13 protein-coding genes are annotated in these 17,256 nt (G+C 66.1%); 8 read left to right on the top strand and 5 right to left on the bottom strand.

All coding sequences use genetic code 11. The features are described from left to right. Positions 1 to 76 precede the first annotated feature (76 nt). The 3 genes from rpe to WHT83_RS05830 all read right to left on the bottom strand — a co-directional run bounded on the left by rpe (position 77) and on the right by WHT83_RS05830 (position 6,087). A complete protein-coding gene (gene rpe / locus WHT83_RS05840) occupies positions 77 to 751 on the bottom strand; it encodes a ribulose-phosphate 3-epimerase (protein WP_183263073.1) in 675 nt (224 codons plus the stop codon). Between the two features lie 156 nt (positions 752 to 907). After that, entirely contained in the window at positions 908 to 4,180 is a 3,273-nt protein-coding gene (locus WHT83_RS05835; RefSeq protein WP_406873246.1) for a hypothetical protein, read from the bottom strand. Between the two features lie 11 nt (positions 4,181 to 4,191). Beyond that, a complete protein-coding gene (locus WHT83_RS05830; RefSeq protein ID WP_406873935.1) occupies positions 4,192 to 6,087 on the bottom strand; it encodes a hypothetical protein in 1,896 nt (631 codons plus the stop codon). A 538-nt stretch (positions 6,088 to 6,625) separates the two neighbouring features. Between WHT83_RS05830 and WHT83_RS05825 the strand changes: the two genes are divergently transcribed. The 8 genes from WHT83_RS05825 to WHT83_RS05790 all read left to right on the top strand — a co-directional run bounded on the left by WHT83_RS05825 (position 6,626) and on the right by WHT83_RS05790 (position 15,533). Continuing rightward, positions 6,626 to 7,651: an ABC transporter substrate-binding protein gene (locus tag WHT83_RS05825; RefSeq protein ID WP_108609586.1), complete on the top strand. Its 1,026-nt coding sequence runs from the start codon at positions 6,626 to 6,628 to the stop codon at positions 7,649 to 7,651. An 80-nt stretch (positions 7,652 to 7,731) separates the two neighbouring features. After that, positions 7,732 to 9,231: a sugar ABC transporter ATP-binding protein gene (locus WHT83_RS05820; RefSeq protein ID WP_406873245.1), complete on the top strand. Its 1,500-nt coding sequence runs from the start codon at positions 7,732 to 7,734 to the stop codon at positions 9,229 to 9,231. Next, entirely contained in the window at positions 9,228 to 10,220 is a 993-nt protein-coding gene (locus WHT83_RS05815; protein WP_318762874.1) for an ABC transporter permease, read from the top strand. The genes WHT83_RS05820 and WHT83_RS05815 overlap by 4 nt, the downstream gene beginning before the upstream one ends. Beyond that, positions 10,217 to 11,212, top strand: coding sequence for an ABC transporter permease (locus WHT83_RS05810; protein WP_108605790.1), 996 nt, complete (start codon positions 10,217 to 10,219; stop codon positions 11,210 to 11,212). Before WHT83_RS05815 ends, WHT83_RS05810 begins: the two co-directional genes overlap by 4 nt. Further along, on the top strand, positions 11,209 to 12,222 hold the full coding sequence (locus tag WHT83_RS05805) for a LacI family DNA-binding transcriptional regulator (RefSeq protein ID WP_108605791.1): 1,014 nt from the start codon (positions 11,209 to 11,211) through the stop codon (positions 12,220 to 12,222). The genes WHT83_RS05810 and WHT83_RS05805 overlap by 4 nt, the downstream gene beginning before the upstream one ends. A 30-nt stretch (positions 12,223 to 12,252) precedes the next feature. Then, entirely contained in the window at positions 12,253 to 13,497 is a 1,245-nt protein-coding gene (locus WHT83_RS05800) for a Gfo/Idh/MocA family protein (RefSeq protein ID WP_108605792.1), read from the top strand. Positions 13,498 to 13,561: 64 nt separating this feature from the next. Then, a complete protein-coding gene (locus WHT83_RS05795) occupies positions 13,562 to 14,467 on the top strand; it encodes a carbohydrate kinase family protein (RefSeq protein WP_406873244.1) in 906 nt (301 codons plus the stop codon). A 196-nt stretch (positions 14,468 to 14,663) separates the two neighbouring features. Continuing rightward, positions 14,664 to 15,533, top strand: coding sequence for a DUF2189 domain-containing protein (locus tag WHT83_RS05790; protein ID WP_108605794.1), 870 nt, complete (start codon positions 14,664 to 14,666; stop codon positions 15,531 to 15,533). A 62-nt stretch (positions 15,534 to 15,595) separates the two neighbouring features. Here WHT83_RS05790 and WHT83_RS05785 read toward each other — a convergent pair whose 3' ends face one another. Together WHT83_RS05785 and WHT83_RS05780 are read right to left on the bottom strand one after the other, a co-directional pair. Next, a complete protein-coding gene (locus tag WHT83_RS05785; protein ID WP_108605795.1) occupies positions 15,596 to 16,864 on the bottom strand; it encodes an RNA polymerase sigma factor in 1,269 nt (422 codons plus the stop codon). After that, on the bottom strand, positions 16,861 to 17,235 hold the full coding sequence (locus WHT83_RS05780; protein WP_108605796.1) for a YciI family protein: 375 nt from the start codon (positions 17,233 to 17,235) through the stop codon (positions 16,861 to 16,863). Before WHT83_RS05780 ends, WHT83_RS05785 begins: the two co-directional genes overlap by 4 nt. Positions 17,236 to 17,256: the final 21 nt, after the last annotated feature.

Raw genomic sequence — 17,256 nt, 5'->3', positions numbered from 1 at the left:
ACAAACGGCAACGTTGACGCCCCCTCTCCCCGTCCTTCACAGGGAGAGGGTAAGGGTGAGGGGCAAATTCTCTCGCTTAGATCGCAGCCTTGTCAGCCGCGGCCCGGATCGCCTCGATGTTCGCGGCATAGGCCGCAGGCCCACCCTTGAACACGGCGTTGCCGGCGACGAGCACATTGGCTCCCGCTGCAGTAACCAGCGGCGCGGTCTCTGGCGTCACGCCGCCGTCGATCTCGATGTCGATCGGACGGTTGCCGATCATCGCCTTGACGCGCTTGACCTTGTCGATGACCGCCGGGATGAAGGCCTGGCCGCCGAAGCCCGGATTGACGGTCATCAACAGCACCAGGTCGAGCCGGTCGAGCACGTATTCGATCACCGATTCCGGCGTCGACGGGTTGAGCGACACTCCGGCCTTCTTGCCGAGATTGCGGATCGTCTGCAGCGACCGGTCGAGATGCGGGCCGGCCTCGGCATGGACCGTGATGATATCGCAGCCGGCGTCAGCGAAGGCCGCGAGATAGGGATCGGCCGGCGCGATCATCAGGTGGCAATCGAACACCTTGTCGGTGCGGTTGCGGATCGCCTTGATGACAGGGGGGCCGAAGGTGATGTTGGGGACGAAATGGCCGTCCATGACATCGAGGTGGATCCAGTCGGCGCCGGCGGCGACGATGGCCTCGACCTCGTCGCCGAGCTTCGAGAAGTCCGACGACAGCACCGAGGGCGCAATCAGGGTTTTGTTGCTCACGTTCAGGCCTTTCGAAAGGGGCAGAGCCAGTTTCCGGCTTGCCTAATCTCCGGCGCCCGGCTTGTCGAGACCGGAATGCAGCCACATCACCGTATAAACCCCGGAAAAGCAGAACCCCGCCGGACCGGCCGGCGGGGTTACATGCGCTTGTGACGATCACTGCGGAATGATGTTGTTGGTCCTCGGCTGTTGCTGCTCCCGTCTCTGCGGGATCAGGCCGCGGAATACATCCGGGTTGATCGGGATCTGCAACGTGGGCTGCTGGCGGATCGGACGGCAGTTCGGATATTGGCCGACCGTGCCGCGCGGGCACTCACGCTCGATGGTCATGCACTGGCCGTTGATCAGCACCTCGCCACGGCGGCAGACGGTGTCCTGACGGTCCGGCACGCAGCGGCCACGCACCAGCGACGTGCCGTCAGGGCACTGCGTCGTCGGTGCCTTGCGGCATGCGCCCCGGATCAGCTGCGTTCCGCGCGGACAGATGCAACGCCCGTCCTGCGTCCGGATCTGGCCGGGCAACAGCTTGCACTGGCGCACCGGCGGCTGATCCTTGACGCAGCGACCGTTCCTCAGCTCGGTGCCACGCGGGCAGATGCAGCGCCCGTCCTGCGTACGGATCTGGCCCGGCAGCAGCGTGCACTGGCGTACCGGCGGCACATCCTTGACGCAGCGGCCGTTCCTCAACTCGGTGCCACGCGGGCAGACGCAGCTTCCGTCCTGCGTACGGATCTGGCCGGGCAGCAGCTTGCACTGCCGTTCCGGCGGCTGTTCAGGCCGCACGCACTTGCCGTTCTTGAGGTCCGTGCCGCGTGGGCAGATGCAGCGTCCGTCCTCGGTGCGGATCTGTCCCGGCAACAGGCGGCATTGCGGCTTGACCGGCGGAACCGGCGTCACCGTGCCGCCATCGGGCACGCACTGGCCATTGCGGAACGCCGTGCCTTCGGGGCAGACGCAACGGCCGGCCTGGTTGAGCACGAAGCCTTCCGAGCACTCCTGCTTGACCTCATGGTCGATCAGGAAGCGGTGGCAGGCATAGGGACTGCCGGCGCCAAGACCGCCCGGGAGGGCCGTGCCACCGGCCAGGTCCAGCCCGCGAACCGGCGTGTCGGGCGGAAGCACGGCAACGCAGTTCTGGGCCGGCACCGGCCGGGGGAGATTGGCGAGGCGGCCGTCGTCCGGGATCACCACCGTCACCCTGTGGACGCGGCTTTCGCCGGCGCCGAGGCTGATGTTGGTGACGCAGGACAATGGCAGCGTCGTTGGCTCGGGCGTGCAGCCGAAAGGCGGCTCGATCGAGCTGATCGGAACGCCGTCCAGCCGGCCGAGCCCGTCCACGCCGATGGCATCGCCGATGCGGACCGAGCCATTGAAGGGACCGGTGCCGCTGTTGGTGATGGTGATCTCGAACGTGCAGGGCCTGCCCGTCTCGCACTGCCGGTCGCCGGTCTTGGCGACGGTCAGCCGCGGCCGCCCCGGATGCGGGATGCGCATGGTGGCGCAGGCCTTGTTGTTGGCCAGCACCGTCTCGCCGGGGATCGCCCGCACCTCGCCGCAGTTGCGGATCATGTCGGACGGATAGTCCGGCGGCACGATGGCGACCACCGAAAGCGGCACCGACGCGCCCGGCACCAGTGCCACGCCCGGATGGTCGCAGCGGAACCGGCCGGGACCGGCCGGACCGCAGGCCCAGGGCGGGGTCGGGCCGAAGGTCGAGGACGTCGGCGCTCCAGTGGGATAGTCGTCGATGACGGTCAGCGGACCGACATAGTTTTGGGTGCCGTTGTTGTAGACACGGATCAGGAAGCTGCAGACGCCATCAGCACTGCAGGCAAGCGAACGCGGGTCCTTGGTGATGCGCAGGTCAACCTTCTTTTCCACCGGCGGACGGCAATCGGGATCGCCGCGCTTGCAGATCGGAATGCTGGCGCACGCCTTGTCGTTGTCGGTGCGGCCGAACACGTCGGGCTTCTCGCTCGCCGTGTAGTCGTACTCGGCGCAATTGCGGATGAAGCTCGCCTCCCAGCCGGGTCCGGGCTTGAAGCCGATCTTGAGATCGACCCATTCGCCGGGATCGAGCGTGGTCGCGGGATGCTCGCAACTCATCGGGCTGGTTGCCGGCAGACAGGTCCAGGGCGCGTTGGGCCCGGAATCTATCGTGGCGTTGCCGGGCAAGGTCACCTCGTCGAGCACGATCTTGCCATTGTAGGGGCCGTCACCGACATTGGTGACGCGGATAGTGAAGTTGCAGCCGCCAAGGACCGTGCAGCGGGCAACGTCGGCACGTTTCTCGACCTTGATGTCCGGTTCCTTGTCGGGCGGGCAGCGAAGGTCGGGGGGAATGACGATGTCGACCGTCTGGGTGCAGCACAGGCCGACGCCCTCTTCCGGACCGGCATAGGTTTCGATGCCGGTGACGATCAGATGCACGACATCGCCGGGTATTGCACCTTCGATCTCCCAGTGCAGCACGCCGCCACCGGGCGGAACGAGTTGCATCGGCGGGTCGATGGTGATGCCCGGCGTGGTGGTGCGCAGCTGCACCCAGCGGCCGGCCATCTCGGGCCCGACAGGCATGTTGTAGATGTAGGCGCCGCCACCGGGCACGCAGTCGACATCGCCGGTCTCGACCTTGAAGCACGGCTCGTCGCCGCCCGGAGGCGGTGGCGGAGGCGGCTCGCAGTCGGTGACGTCGATGCGGATCTGGGTCTTCTCGCCAGTGCGGAAATCACCATCGTCGGGCTTGGCCGGATCGTGCGAGGGGATCTCGATCGAACCGGGGCCTGCCGACAGCTTGACGAAGCCCTGGTTGTCGACGACCGTGGGCGCCGGGAAGGCGGCGTGGTCGATCAGAGCTGTGATGCGGATGTCGATGTAGCGTTCGTTGGGCGCGCCGACACCGTCGAGATCGGTCGCCGACAGCCGGAAGTCGGCGATGGTCGCCGTGTCGTTCGGGTTGACGGTGGTGCCGATGCCGGCTGCCGGCAACGGTCCGCCGACGGCATCGGTGCCGTCGCCGCTGGCCTGCACATTGACGATCTTCAGGCCGGGCGCAAGCTGGTCGCGGAAATCCATCCGCAGCGTCTTGAGACCGTTGGCGAAGGCCGGATCGAAGAACTTTTCCGGATTGCCGCGGGCACCGAAGCGCAGATTATAGACGACATAGTCGCAATTGCGCTGGGCGCCCTTCTTGGTGAAGAACGGCACGACATCGTCATGGCCGGGATGCGGGATGACGCGGTCGAGTCTCAGTTCAGGCACGACATCGGGCAACGGCTGGGCGGCTGCCGGCGACAGGGGCATGGCGGCGAGCGCGATACCTGCCGCCACCAGCCAGCGCGCACCGCGCCTGGCGAATGACAGGGGTTTCATGATCGTCTCCATGACGGTTGCTTTGCTGTCGAGCGGGACGGGAGCGTGGATGTTCATCTCTCCCTCCCTCACGGTTCGCAGCTTGCGGCGGGCGTTTCGAGCGGCACCACCACCTTGCAGCAAGGGTAATAGCCGCCCTTGTCGGCGTCGGACTGCTTGTAGAAGCACAGGCCGACATTGACCGTGTCGCCGGGGAAGTGGCCGGTCACCCCGATGGTGAACGGCGCGCCTGCCGGCTTGGTCTGCTGAAGCGGTGAGATGCCAACGCCCGGCGTCCTGGAATCGGCCTTGACGGAATCGCCGCCGATGCCTGCAACGTCACGGACATAGAGATCGGCCTCGAGCCCGGCCGGGGTGCAGAAATACTCGACTGCCTCGACGTCGAGGCAGGGCGGGATGTTGCCAGGCGGCGGAAAATCCGGCGGCCACAGCGGCGTCGGATAGTCGCCGGGATAGGGAATCTGCTCGTAATAGCCGGCGCGGCCTTCGCATGGCCGCCATATCTCGACGTCGCCGACATGTCCCTCGACCTCGGGATCTTCATAGAAGCTGTCGAAGTCGACGAACCACGATCCGAAAGGCGGAACGTTCGCCGGCTTCACGAGCGAGGTCGAGGTGATCTGCACGCCATGGACGGCGAGCGGACCACCCGTGGCGAGCTGCTCGGCCAGGGCCGGGTTGTCCCTGAGCTTGTCGCCGGTCTTGACGATGGTGTCGGTGCAGGCGTTGGGGTTGATGAAGCCCTGCGCGTCATATCCATATTGCAGGTGGATGCCGCCGGCCGACTGGCGATTGCCTTCGGGAAAGCCGACCGCATATTCCTGCGGCACCGGCACCCAGATGCTTTCGGTCGCCGGATCATCGGGACTTTCACGCCAGTAGCGGATGACCTCGCCATCGCCGGTGTCGGCGAACTGGCTGTAGTCGAAGCGGTTTTCGACCTCGCCGCGCTGGGCCAGATACATGAAGCCCCTGCTGTCGAAGGCGATGTCGGTGACCGGCAGGTCCTTGTCGGCCTCGACGGTCAGCTCCCAGCGCGGGTCGCCGGCGAATTTGCCGTCGCGGGCGATGCCGACCGACCAGATCTCGGCCTCGTCACCGACCGCGTAGTAGACGCGGCCACCGTGGAAGGCCACGCCCCAAACGCGGCGCTCGTCCTGGGTATAGCCCCAGGTGCCGGGGTCCTCGCTGTCGAATGCGGCGCCGGCAATGTCCATCACCGCGCCGTCATCGGCAGTCGGGGCCAGCCCGCGCACCGGGCGTCCCGTGACGCCGTGATCGAAGGTGTCGACCAGGGCGCCCGTGGCGTCGATGCGGTGGATCAGGCCGGTATCGAGGTCGGAGGCGAAGAACTGGCGATGGATCTTGTCGAAAGCGACGTCGCCAATGCCGGGGCCGCTGTTGGTGTCGATGTCGGCGAACTTGGTGACAGCACCCGAGATGCCGTCGATCCGCCAGATCGTGCCGGGGCCGCCGCCATTCTCCTCGCCGAACTGGCCGGCCATGAAGGTGGCGCCGGCGATGCCGCGGCGCTGGCGCTCAGGCCGTCCGTCGTCGTCGGCATCAGGCGTGACGATGCGGATGCCGTGCAGCGAGGTCGCGCCCGCGTAGAGATCGGGCACGCCCGACGGGGTGCCGTCGCGGACACCGTCGTCATAGGTCAGCGCGAAGACCTGGCCGATCTGGCCGGCGAGGACCTCGAAGGGCAACGGCGTATTGACGAGCTGGCCCGACGGCGGCCCGCCGAGGGCCGAAACGTCGAAAACGCGCAAGGTTGCGCGCTCTGTGTCGATGAAGGTTTCGTCTACCGGGTCGACGCCGGGCGGCAACCCTTCCTCGATACCGGGAATGACTGTGCCGGAAAAGCCGGTGACCGCCATCGATCCTGGGTTGATGATCTGGGTTTCCTGGGCGCCGGCCTGTGGCGCCAGCCAGAGATTGGCGGCGAGCGCCAGCGCCATCATGCCGGCGTTCAGCGCGAGTGCTCCCAGGTGGTTGCCTGACGGTCCGGTTGCATGCGCGAGCGCACCGAAACCACCACGAAAGCACGGCATGACACCTCTCCCGAGTTGTGTGGAAGAAGGTGCTGGAGCGCATGCGAGAGCGAAGCGCTGATACCCGGCACTTTCCTCCCTTGCAGTCCTGCTATTGTCCCTCGGCGCGACGATACGCCGGGGCTTACCTAGGGTCAATGGAACAAGCCCGAAGCCCAACGCGTCCACCCTGTCCCTGAGGCGGTGGTCGCGCCGTGCTCCGGGTGCTCGCGGTGACCCGCAACACCTGGTGTCTGTGGTCATTGGGTTTTCCTTTCATGACACCGCACCACGCGGCGCCTGGACGTTGGTCGCGCCAACGCCGGGAAAGGTTCACCTCGAAGGGCCCGCCGGCGACCTCATTTTGAGGCAATCGAATGTTCCGAAAACCCTTGCAAAATGCCGATTGAAATCGATTACATTTTCTGGCTATCATCTGCTGCAGCAGTTTTTGCATCGGGAGGAATTCATGAAGAAATTTGCAGCACTGGCGCTCACCACCGTCGCGGCGCTGGCCGTGTCGGCGTTCTCGACCCAGGCGGCCGATTACAAGATCGGCCTGTCCAACGGCTGGGTCGGCTCGGAGTGGCGGACGCAGATGATCGAACAGGCACAGGCAGCAGCAGCGGCCTGGAAGGAAAAGGGCGTCAATGTCGAGGTCGTGGTGCAGAGCGCCAATGTCGACGTGCCCGGCCAGATCGCACACGTCCGCAACTTCATCAGCGAAGGCGTCAACGCCATCATCATCAACCCGAACAGCCCGACGGCGTTCGATCCGGTGTTTGCCCAGGCCAAGGAAGCCGGCATCCTGGTGATCTCGACCGACGCCGAAGTGTCGTCGCCCGACGCCACCTATGTCGGCATCGACCAGAAGGCATGGGGTGCCGCAGGCGCCAAGTGGCTGGCCGAGACGCTCGGCGGCAAGGGTAACGTCGTTGCCATCAACGGCGTTGCTGGCCACCCGGCCAACGAGATGCGCGTCGCCGGCTACAAGGAAGTGTTCGGCCAGTATCCCGACATCAAGATCGTCAATGAAGTGAACGCCAACTGGGATCAGGCCCAGGGCCAGCAGGCGATGCAGAACCTGCTCGCCACCAACCCCGACATCAACGGTGTCTGGGTGCAGGACGGCATGGCGGCAGGCGCCTGGAAGTCGATCATCGATGCCAAGAAGCAGTCGTCGATCGCCGCCACCGGCGAGATTCGCAAGGACTTCATCGACCTCTGGGTCAAGGACAAGCTGAACTCGGGCGCTTCGGTGAACCCTCCCGGCGTCATGGCTTCGGCACTCAACGTCGCCGTGCTGATGCTTGAAGGCAAGGAACTGAAGGAGCCGGCAACGGCTGGCCAGTACAAGAACGCCATGTACCTGCCGATCCCCTTCATCGACGGCAAGAACGTCGATCAGGTCGCCAAGGAGCTCGACGGCAAGCCGGGCTACTTCTCCTACACCAGCCAGCTTTCGATCGCTGACGCCGAAGCACTGTTCAAGTAAGCTTCCTCCCACGAACGGGGACGCGCGCCAGAAAACAGCCGCGCGTCCCCCGACCGACGAAGCACCGGAAAGCCACCACCATGTCGAAACTCATCATGCGCGGCGTAAGCAAAGCTTACGGCGCCACCCTGGCCTTGCGCCGCGGCGACCTGACGGTCGAGGCCGGCGAAGTGCATGTGCTGATCGGCTCCAACGGCTCGGGCAAGAGCACGCTATGCAAGGTGCTGGCCGGCAGCGTGCGGCCGGACGGCGGAGAAATCCTGATCGACGGCAAGCCGGTGACCATCACCGGTCCGCATGCGGCGCGCGAGCACGGCATCGGCATCTTCTACCAGGAGCTCAGCCTGGCCGGGCACCGGACGGTGGCGGAGAACATCTGCCTGCCCGACATGCCGGGCGGCATCTTCGTCGACCGCAAGGCACTGGAAACCCGCGCCGCGCACTACATCGCCCTGTTCGAAACGGTTGCCGGCGAAGGCTTTTCTGCGGAAGCGGTGGTGGAGAACCTGCGCGCCGACCAGCGCCAGTTGGTTGAGATCATGAAGGCGCTGGCAACCGAAGCGCCGATCACCATCTTCGACGAACCGACGTCGGCGCTCGACCGGGCCCAGGTCGACCGCTTCTTTGAAATCCTGCGCGGCCTGAAGGCCGATGGCCGCAGCATCATCTTCATCTCGCACCGCATGGACGAGATCTTCGCCATCGGCGACCGCGTCACCGTCATCCGCGACGGCGAGACGGTGGGCACCGAAAACATCGCCGACACCAATCCCGCAGCGGTGATCCGGCTGATGGTCGGCGGCCAGGACGAGCTCGCCGCCGGTGCCAACGCGCCGCCGGCCGCGGCGACCGACCGCAAGGCGGCCGTGCTCAAGGCCGAGAACTTCTCCGGCAAGGGTTTTGCCAATGTCAGCTTCGAGGTCGCCAAGGGCGAGATCCTCGGCTTCGGCGGCCTGCACGGCCAGGGCCAGTCAGCGGTGCTGCGCGCCATCTTCGGCGCCAACCCGGCGGCGGGCGGTACGATCACGCTCGGCGGCTCGGCCTTCACGCCGTCCAATCCCCGCGCCGCCATCCGTCGCGGCCTCGCCTATGTCTCCGGCGACCGCAGCCGCGACGGCATCATCCAGGGCCGTCCGATCATCGAAAACGCCACGCCGATCCACTATCTCCGGCAAAAGCTGAAGCTGGCGCGACCGGCAGCGCTGGCGGCACGGGTGAAGCCGGCGCTCGAGGCGCTGCACACCAAGTTCGGCGGGCTCAGCCATCCGATCAATTCGCTGTCGGGCGGCAACCAGCAGAAGATCGTCATCGCCCGTTGGCTGATCGACCGGCCCGACGTCCTGTTGCTCGACGATCCGACCAAGGGGATCGACCTGTCGGCCAAGGCAGACCTGTTTTCGCTGATCCGCAAGCTCGCCGAAGAGGGCATGGGTATCGTGCTCTACTCCTCCGAAGACGCCGAATTGCTCAACAATGCCGACCGCATCCTCGTCTTCAATGGCGGCTCGGTGCGGCGCGAACTCACCGGCGCGGACCGTACGCGCTACAATCTCTACCAGGCAGCTTACGAGGCCGCGTGATGACAACCGCGACCATTTCCACGCAAAAGCCGGGCGGCGGGCTCAAGCGTCTCGTCGAGCGCTACCCCTTCCTGCCGGCACTGCTGATCGCGCTGGTGTTGCTGGCGCTCAACGGCCTCTACCAGCCGCGCAGCATCAGCTTCATCGGCATCACCGGCCTGGTGAAGACCTATCTCGCGCTGATGATGCTCGCCATCGCCCAGACCTATGTCGTCTATGCCGGCGACATCGACCTGTCGGTCGGAGCCATCGTCTCGCTGGTCAATGTCGTCATCGTCGTGCTGATGGAAAAGATGGGCGGCAGCGGCTTTTCGGTGGTCGCGGCCCTCGGCGTCGGCCTGCTCACCGGACTGGCCTGCGGCATCGTCAACGGCATCGTGGTGGCTGCACTCAGACTGCAGGCGATCGTTGCCACCTTCGCCACCAGCATCTTCTTCACCGGCCTGGCGCTCTACGTCATGCCTGTCGCCGGCACGCCGGCACCGGCTGCCTTCTGGCGCACCTATGGCGGCCGCTTCTTCGAGATCCCGTTCGTCTTCTACGCCGCGGTCTTGCTGGCCATCGTGCTCTACGTGCTCGCGCGCACTCGTCTCGCCACCCAGTTGCTCGCCGTCGGCGACGACGCGCAGGCAGCCTTCCAGAGCGGCCTGCCGGTGACCAGGATCCGCATCCAGGGCTACGCGCTCTGCGGCCTGTTCGCGGCACTCGCCGCCTTCTGCATCACCGGCGACACCGCCAGCGGCGACCCGCTCGTCGGCGGCAAGATGACCCTGTTCTCGGTCGCGGCCGTGGTGCTCGGCGGCAGCGCATTGTCGGGCGGCTTCGGCACCGTCGTCGGCTCGATCATCGGGGCGCTGATCATCGGCCTCATCAACTCGCTGGTGTTCTTCGTCGGCACGCCGTCGGAATGGCAGAACCTGGTCCAGGGCCTCGCCATCCTGATCGCATTGATGGCCGGCGTCCTCGTCGGACGGAGGGCACGCGCATGACCGCCACGACCCAGACCCACTCCAAGGCGCCGGCGCCGTCGCCCGTTCTGACCTTCCTCAAGCAGCCGCTGGTCGTGGCGCTGATCCTGATCGCAGCACTGCTGATCCTCGGCGAAACGCTCTCGCCGGGCTTCGCCTCGGCCCAGCAGATCCTCAGGCTGCTGATCGTCGCGGCTCTGCTCGGCATCGTCGCCGCCGGCCAGAACCTCGTCATCCTCGGCGGCCGCGAGGGCATCGACCTGTCGGTCGGCGGCGTCATCTCACTCAGCGCCATCATCGCCGGCAACGTCATGAACGGCGCCGACAGCGCCATCGTGCCGGCGGTGCTCGCCTGCATGGCGGCCGGCGCCTTCATTGGCCTGATCAACGGCATGGGCGTGACGCTTCTGCGCATCCCGCCGCTGGTCATGACGCTCGGCATGCTCGGCGTGCTGCAGGGCCTGCTGGTCGTCGTGCGCAACGGCATCCCCTCTGGGTTTGCCGCGCCCGGCCTGTCGCGCTTCGTCACCCAGCCGTTCCTGCTCGGCCTGCCCGGCATCATCTGGCTGTGGGTGGCGATCGGGCTCTTGATGGCCTTCATGCTGACCCGCACCGTCTACGGCCACCGCATCTATGCCATCGGCTCCAACGAGCAGGCCGCCTACATGGCCGGCGTGCCGGTCAGGGCGATGCGCATCTCGCTGTTCATGCTGTCGGGCGTGTTCGCGGCCATCACCGGCATCTGCCTGCTCGGCTATTCCGGCTCGTCCTTCGCCAATGTCGGCGAGCAGTACATGCTGGCGTCGATCATCGCCGTCGTCTTCGGCGGCACGCCGCTGTCGGGCGGCAAGGGCGGCTACACCGGCACCATGGCGGGCGCGCTGCTGCTGGTCATCCTGCAAGGCATCCTGACCACGGTGCACATCGACGAATCCGGGCGGCAGATGGTGTTCGGCGCCACGCTGCTCTTGCTGATGCTGTTCTATGGACGCGGGCGGGCGATGCGCGGATGAACGAGCGGCCCAAGATCAAGGACATCGCCGAGCGGCTGGGTGTTTCCGCGGCTACCGTGTCGCGCGCGCTGTCCGACAGCGGACTGGTGGCCGAGCCGACGCTCAGCCGCATCCGCGAGGTCGCCCGCGAGATGAACTACCGGCCCAATGTCAGCGCCCGCAATCTGCGCACGCAACGGGCAATGGCGGTGCTAATGGTGGTCCGCGACGTCGGCAACCCATTCTATCTCGAGATCCTGAAAGGCGTCGAAGCCACCGCCCGCGCCGCCGGCTACTCCGTCCTGATGGGCAACACCGAAAACGACTCCGACCGCGAGGTCGAGTATTTCGACATGCTGCGCGATGGCCATGCCGACGGCATGATCCTGATGACCGGCAAGCTGCCGGCGCGCGAAGGCTTTCTCGATTCGGTCGCCGACGCGCCCATCGTGGTGGCGCTGGAGGAGATCCGCGATGCCGGCTTCCCGCATGTGATGATCGACAACGAGGGCGCCGCGCGCGACGCCGTCGAACACCTGATCGGCCTTGGCCACAAGCGCATCGCCCACATTTCGGGACCAGTGCCGGAGATCATGAGCGTCAGCCGCCGCAACGGCTACCGCGCCGCCATGCAGGCGGCCGGGCTCGCGATCCCCGACAGCTACGAGCCGGTCGGAGACTACCTGTTGCACACCGGCCAGCGGCTGTGCCGCGAACTGTTCGAGCTGCCGCAGCCGCCGACGGCGATCTTCGTCGCCAACGACGAAATGGCCTTCGGCGTGATCCATGAATTGCGCCGCCTAGGCCTCGACGTACCCGGCGACGTCTCCGTCGTCGGCTTCGACGATTTGTTCCTCAGCGAGGCCTTCTACCCGCCGCTGACCACCGTCAGCCAGCCGCGAGCCGAGATCGGCCGCGCCGCCATGAACATGCTGCTCGACATGCTTGCCGGCGGGCTGACGCCGCGCAAGCCGGCGATGCTGCCGACGACGCTGAAGATACGCGGCACCACGGCGCCAGCGCCGAAATGATTTCAGTTACCAGGAAATGAGGGATCGACCATGACCGGATTGCCCAAACAGCGGCTGCGCGTCGGCTTCGTCGGAAGCGGCTTCATCGCGGAGTTCCACCTCAGGGGCATGCTCGGCGTGCGCAATGTCGACGTCACCGGCGTCTACAGCCGTAAGGCCGAGAACCGCGCCCGCTTCGCCAACCGCGTCGCTGAACTCGGCCTCGGCGAGTGCACCAGCCACGACAGCCTGGAATCGTTGGTCAATGCCGACGATGTCGACGCGATCTGGATCCTGTCGCCCAACTACACGCGCCTCGACGTGATGCGCACGCTGCACGCAGAGGTGAAGGCAGGCCGCAGCAAGGTCATCGCGGTTGCCTGCGAAAAGCCGCTGGCCCGGACCATCGCCGAGGCGCGCGAGATGCTGCGCCTAGCCGACGACGCCGGCCTCAACCACGGCTACCTCGAAAACCAGGTGTTCTGCACGCCGGTCATCCGCGGCAAGGACATCATCTGGCGCCGCGCCGCCTCGGCCACCGGCCGGCCCTACCTGGCGCGCGCCGCGGAAGAACATTCCGGCCCGCACGAACCTTGGTTCTGGCAGGGCGACAAGCAGGGCGGCGGCGTCCTGTCCGACATGATGTGCCACAGCGTCGAGGTGGCGCGGCACCTGCTGACCAAGCCTGGTGCCGAGCGCAAGTCGCTGACCATCAAGTCGGTCAGCGGCACCGTCGCCAACCTCAAATGGACGCGGCCAAACTATGCCGACCAGTTGAAGAAGCGTTTCGGCACCGAGGTCGACTACCGCAACCGCCCGTCCGAGGATTTCGCCCGCGGCACCATCCTGCTCGAGGACGAGGACGGCAACGAGCTGGTGATCGAGGCGACGACCTCGTGGGCCTATGTCGGCGCCGGACTGCGCATCCAGCTCGAACTGCTCGGGCCGGAATACGCGATGGAGTTCAATTCGCTCAACACCGGCCTCAAGGTGTTCATGTCGCGCGAGGTCAAGGGCGCCGAAGGCGAGGACCTGGTCGAAAAGCAGAATGCCGAACAGGGCCTGATGCCGGTTCTTGAAGACGAAGCCGGCATCTACGGCTATACCGACGAGAATCGTCACATGGTGGAGTGCTTCCGCAAGGGCGAGAAGCCGATCGAAACCTTCGACGACGGGCTTGCGGTGGTCGAGATCCTGATGGGGCTCTATCGCTCTGCCGAGATCAACGGAACGGTCAGCTTCCCTGCCCCCGAACTCGAAAACTATGTGCCGGTGGTCGCGCGCACCGGCGCGTGACCATACTGACACACGAGCGTCCGCTCCCATCGGGGCGGATGCTGCAATAGCATAGGCAGACCTTATGACCGTTCCGACGCTGCTCGTTCTCGGCAATGTCAATGTCGACCTGGTGCTCGGCGAAGTCGACGGCTGGCCGGCCGTCGGCACCGAGGTGGTCGTCGACCGTTCCGAGATGCGGCCGGGAGGCTCCGCCGGCAACACCGCACTTGCGCTGGCCGGGATGGGCGAAGCCCACCTGATGATCGCATCCGTCGGCAACGACCCGAACGGGGCGTGGCTGAGCGGACAGTTCGATGCCGCCTCGTGCGAATGGATCGTCGAGCCGTGCGATACGACGCTGACGGTCGGCATCGTCCACAAGGGCGGCGACCGGGTGTTCTTCACCACGCCGGGACATCTGCAGCGTGCCAGCCTCGAAGACCTGATCGAGCGGCTGCCCCAGGCCCCGGGCGACAATGCCCTGGCGCTCATCTCGGGCGGACACCTGATGCCGCGCATCGAGGCCGGCACGACGACGCTGCTCGAAGCGCTGTCGGCAAAAGGCTGGCGCACCGCCATCGACCCGGGCTGGCCGCCGGTCGGCTGGACCGAGGCGAACAAGCGGCAGGTCAGCGACTGGATCGCCGCCGCCGACATCTCGCTGATCAATGCCGAAGAGGCCAAGGGGCTAGCCGGCGTCGACGATCTCGACACTGCTACCGCCCTACTCGTCCGGCAGATCGGCGCCGCGCATACGCTGGTGGTCAAGGACGGCGCGCAGGGCGCCCACGCCTATGCCGGCGGCGAGCACTTTCATGCAGCATCGCCCAGGGTCGAGGTCATCGACACCGTCGGCGCCGGCGACACCTTCAATGCCGCCTTCCTCGCTTCCCTTGCCAAGGGCGGATCGCTCGGCGCAGCGCTTGCGCGCGGCGTCGAGACGGCAGCGCGGGCGATCTCGACCTTCCCGCGGCGCTACAGCGCCTGACACGGCGCGAAGGTAGCAGCCCTGACGAACGGGTATGGCCACTGTATTCGATGACCTTGCGTGGAGCCCCGCACACGTTCGGCAAGAGTCGTCAAATCGCTCGAAGCACGTTATATTTGAGATGGTGAAGGTCGCGGTTTTGGTGTGACCACTCATGCCGAGCCCGGGCCGCGACCCACCCCAAGGAGGAGTGGTCATGGCAAGCTTCCATGTGTACGCAGGCGCCACCAATACGCTCGAGCATCCCGCCATCCGCCGGATAACGGTCGCGGATGTGTTTGATGCTCTGCGACGTGGCTTCGAAGACTTTTGGGACAAGCCGTCGCATTACGTTTTCCTGTGCCTGATCTACCCGATCGTCGGGGTGTTTCTGATCACATGGACATCGGGCGGCAACGCCCTGCAGCTCATTTTCCCGCTGATGTCGGGATTTGCCTTGCTCGGGCCATTCGCCGGCATCGGCCTTTACGAGATCAGCCGACGGCGCGAGCAAAACCTCGACACGTCCTGGAAGCATGCCTTCGATGTCAGGCAGTCGCCAGCCATTCCTGCAATGGTGGCCATCGGCATCATGCTGCTCGTGCTCTTCGTCGCCTGGCTCCTGGTCGCGCAGGGGCTGTACGGTTGGCTTTACGGGCCGGACGCCCCGCAGTCGACGGCAGCGTTCTTCAGCGATCTCTTCACCACCCAGCGTGGCTGGACGCTGATTGTGCTCGGCAATCTGATCGGATTCCTGTTCGCCCTGGTGGTGCTCTGCACCACTGTCGTCGCCTTCCCACTGCTGCTCGACTGCGATGTCGGTGCCTATGCCGCGATCGAAACCTCGGCACGGGCGGTGCGGGATAATCCGGTGCCGATGCTGCTGTGGGGCCTGATCGTCGCGGTCGCGCTGCTGATCGGGTCCGTGCCGTTCCTGGCGGGCCTCGCCATCGTCATTCCGGTGCTCGGCCACGCTACCTGGCACCTCTATCGCAAAGTGGTGGACGTCCCGGACGACAAGAAGACGCCACTGCCACCTGCTCCCGTCGAGGGGGACGATAGACACTTCCCATATTGGCTTCGCTAGTAGACGACGAAGCCAAGCCGAACAGAAGCCGCGCGGGCGATCTCGACCTGCGCGGAAACTGACTAAGCCGAGATGCCGTCGCGCGGGAGGCTCTCGGCCGACAGGCGGTCAAGATGCATGCGGATATGAGCGGCTTCGGCCGCGGTGTTGGCGAGCGCGATCGCCCGGCCGAACGCCTCGCGCGCGTCCTCGGCGCGTCCGAGCTGCATCAAGAGCCCACCCTTGACGCCGAAGAAGTGGAAGTAGCCCGCGAGCTTGGGCTCCAGCGGCTCGATCAGCTTCAGCGCCGCTTCCGGGCCGCGCAGCTTGGCATAGGCAACAGCCCGGTTGAGCGTGACCACCGGCGACGGCGTCATCGATTCCAGCACCGAATAGAGCAGGTCGATCTCGGCCCAGTCGGTGTCCTCGGGCCGCGCGGCGCGGGCGTGCAGTGCGGCGATTGCGGCCTGGATCTGGTAGGGACCGGAGCGGCGATGGCGCATTGCCTTGTCGATCAGCGCCAGGCCCTCGTCGATCAGCGCCCGGTTCCACAGGCTGCGGTCCTGGTCGTCCATCAGCACCAGTTCGCCCTCGGCATCGAAGCGGGCGGCGGCGCGCGCGTGTTGGAGAAGCAGCAGCGCCGTCAGGCCCATCACCTCCGGCTCGGTCTGGAACAGGCGCAGCAGCAGCCGCGCCAGCCTGATCGCCTCCTCGCAGAGCGGGGCGCGGTTGGCGATCTCGGTCGCACCTGCCGAATAACCTTCGTTGAAGACGAGATAGACCATGGCAAGCACCGCAGCCAGCCTCTCCGAGCGCTCGACCGGCCCCGGTGCCTCGAACGGCACGTCGGCATTGGCGATGCGCGCCTTGGCGCGGGTGATGCGCTGTTCCATGGCACTTTCCCCGACCAGGAAGGCGCGGGCGATCTGCTTGACCGGGATGCCCGAGACGATACGCAGGGCGAGCGCAATCTGCTGGGTCGCCGGCAGGTCGGGATGACAGCAGATGAACAGCAGCCGCAGGATGTCGTCGCGGTAATGCGCGCCGTCGAGGCGTTCGACGACAGCACCCTCGACGTCTTCCAGGTCGGAGACGGTTTCCTCCGGCGGCATCGGTGCCTGCTTGTTGCGGCGGCGGGCGGCATCGATGCCGGAGTTGCGGCCGACGAAGATCAGCCAGGCGGCCGGATCACGCGGCGGACCGTTCTTCGGCCAGTTGCGCAGCGCGCGCAGGCAGGCCTCCTGGAACGCTTCTTCGGCGGTGTCGAGATCGCGGAAGTAGCGCAGCAGGGCGGCCACGGCCTGGGGCCGTGCCGAAGACAGTGCCGTGTTGATCCAGGCCGGGTCGGTCATACAGCCTCTCGCGCGGGAAAATAGGCGCCGATCGGGCGCAGTTCATAAGAGCCGCCGCCGGGATTGGCATCGGCAAGCTCCTTGGCGACATCGACGGCATCGTCGAGGGTGGCGCATTCGACGACGTAGAAGCCGAGGAACTGTTCCTTGGTTTCGGCAAAGGGGCCGTCGATGACCAGCGGCTCGTCCTTGGTCTTGCGCAAGGTGGTGGCGGCGGTCGTCGGCAAAAGGCGCGCGACCGGACCGAGGCGGCCTTGCTTGGCCAGCTTTTCGGTCACCACCTGAAGGCGCGCCATCACCTCGTCGTCCTGCTCCTTGGACCAGGCACAGACCACGTCTTCGTTGTTGTAGCAGAGGATCGCGTAGAGCATCGATTCAGTTCCTTCATGACT

The sequence above is a fragment of the Aminobacter sp. P9b genome, assembly GCF_045345995.1.
Taxonomy (GTDB): Bacteria; Pseudomonadota; Alphaproteobacteria; order Rhizobiales; family Rhizobiaceae; genus Aminobacter; species Aminobacter niigataensis.
Note: the sequence above shows the minus strand (reverse complement) of the source record. Positions and strands in the feature narration are given on the sequence as shown.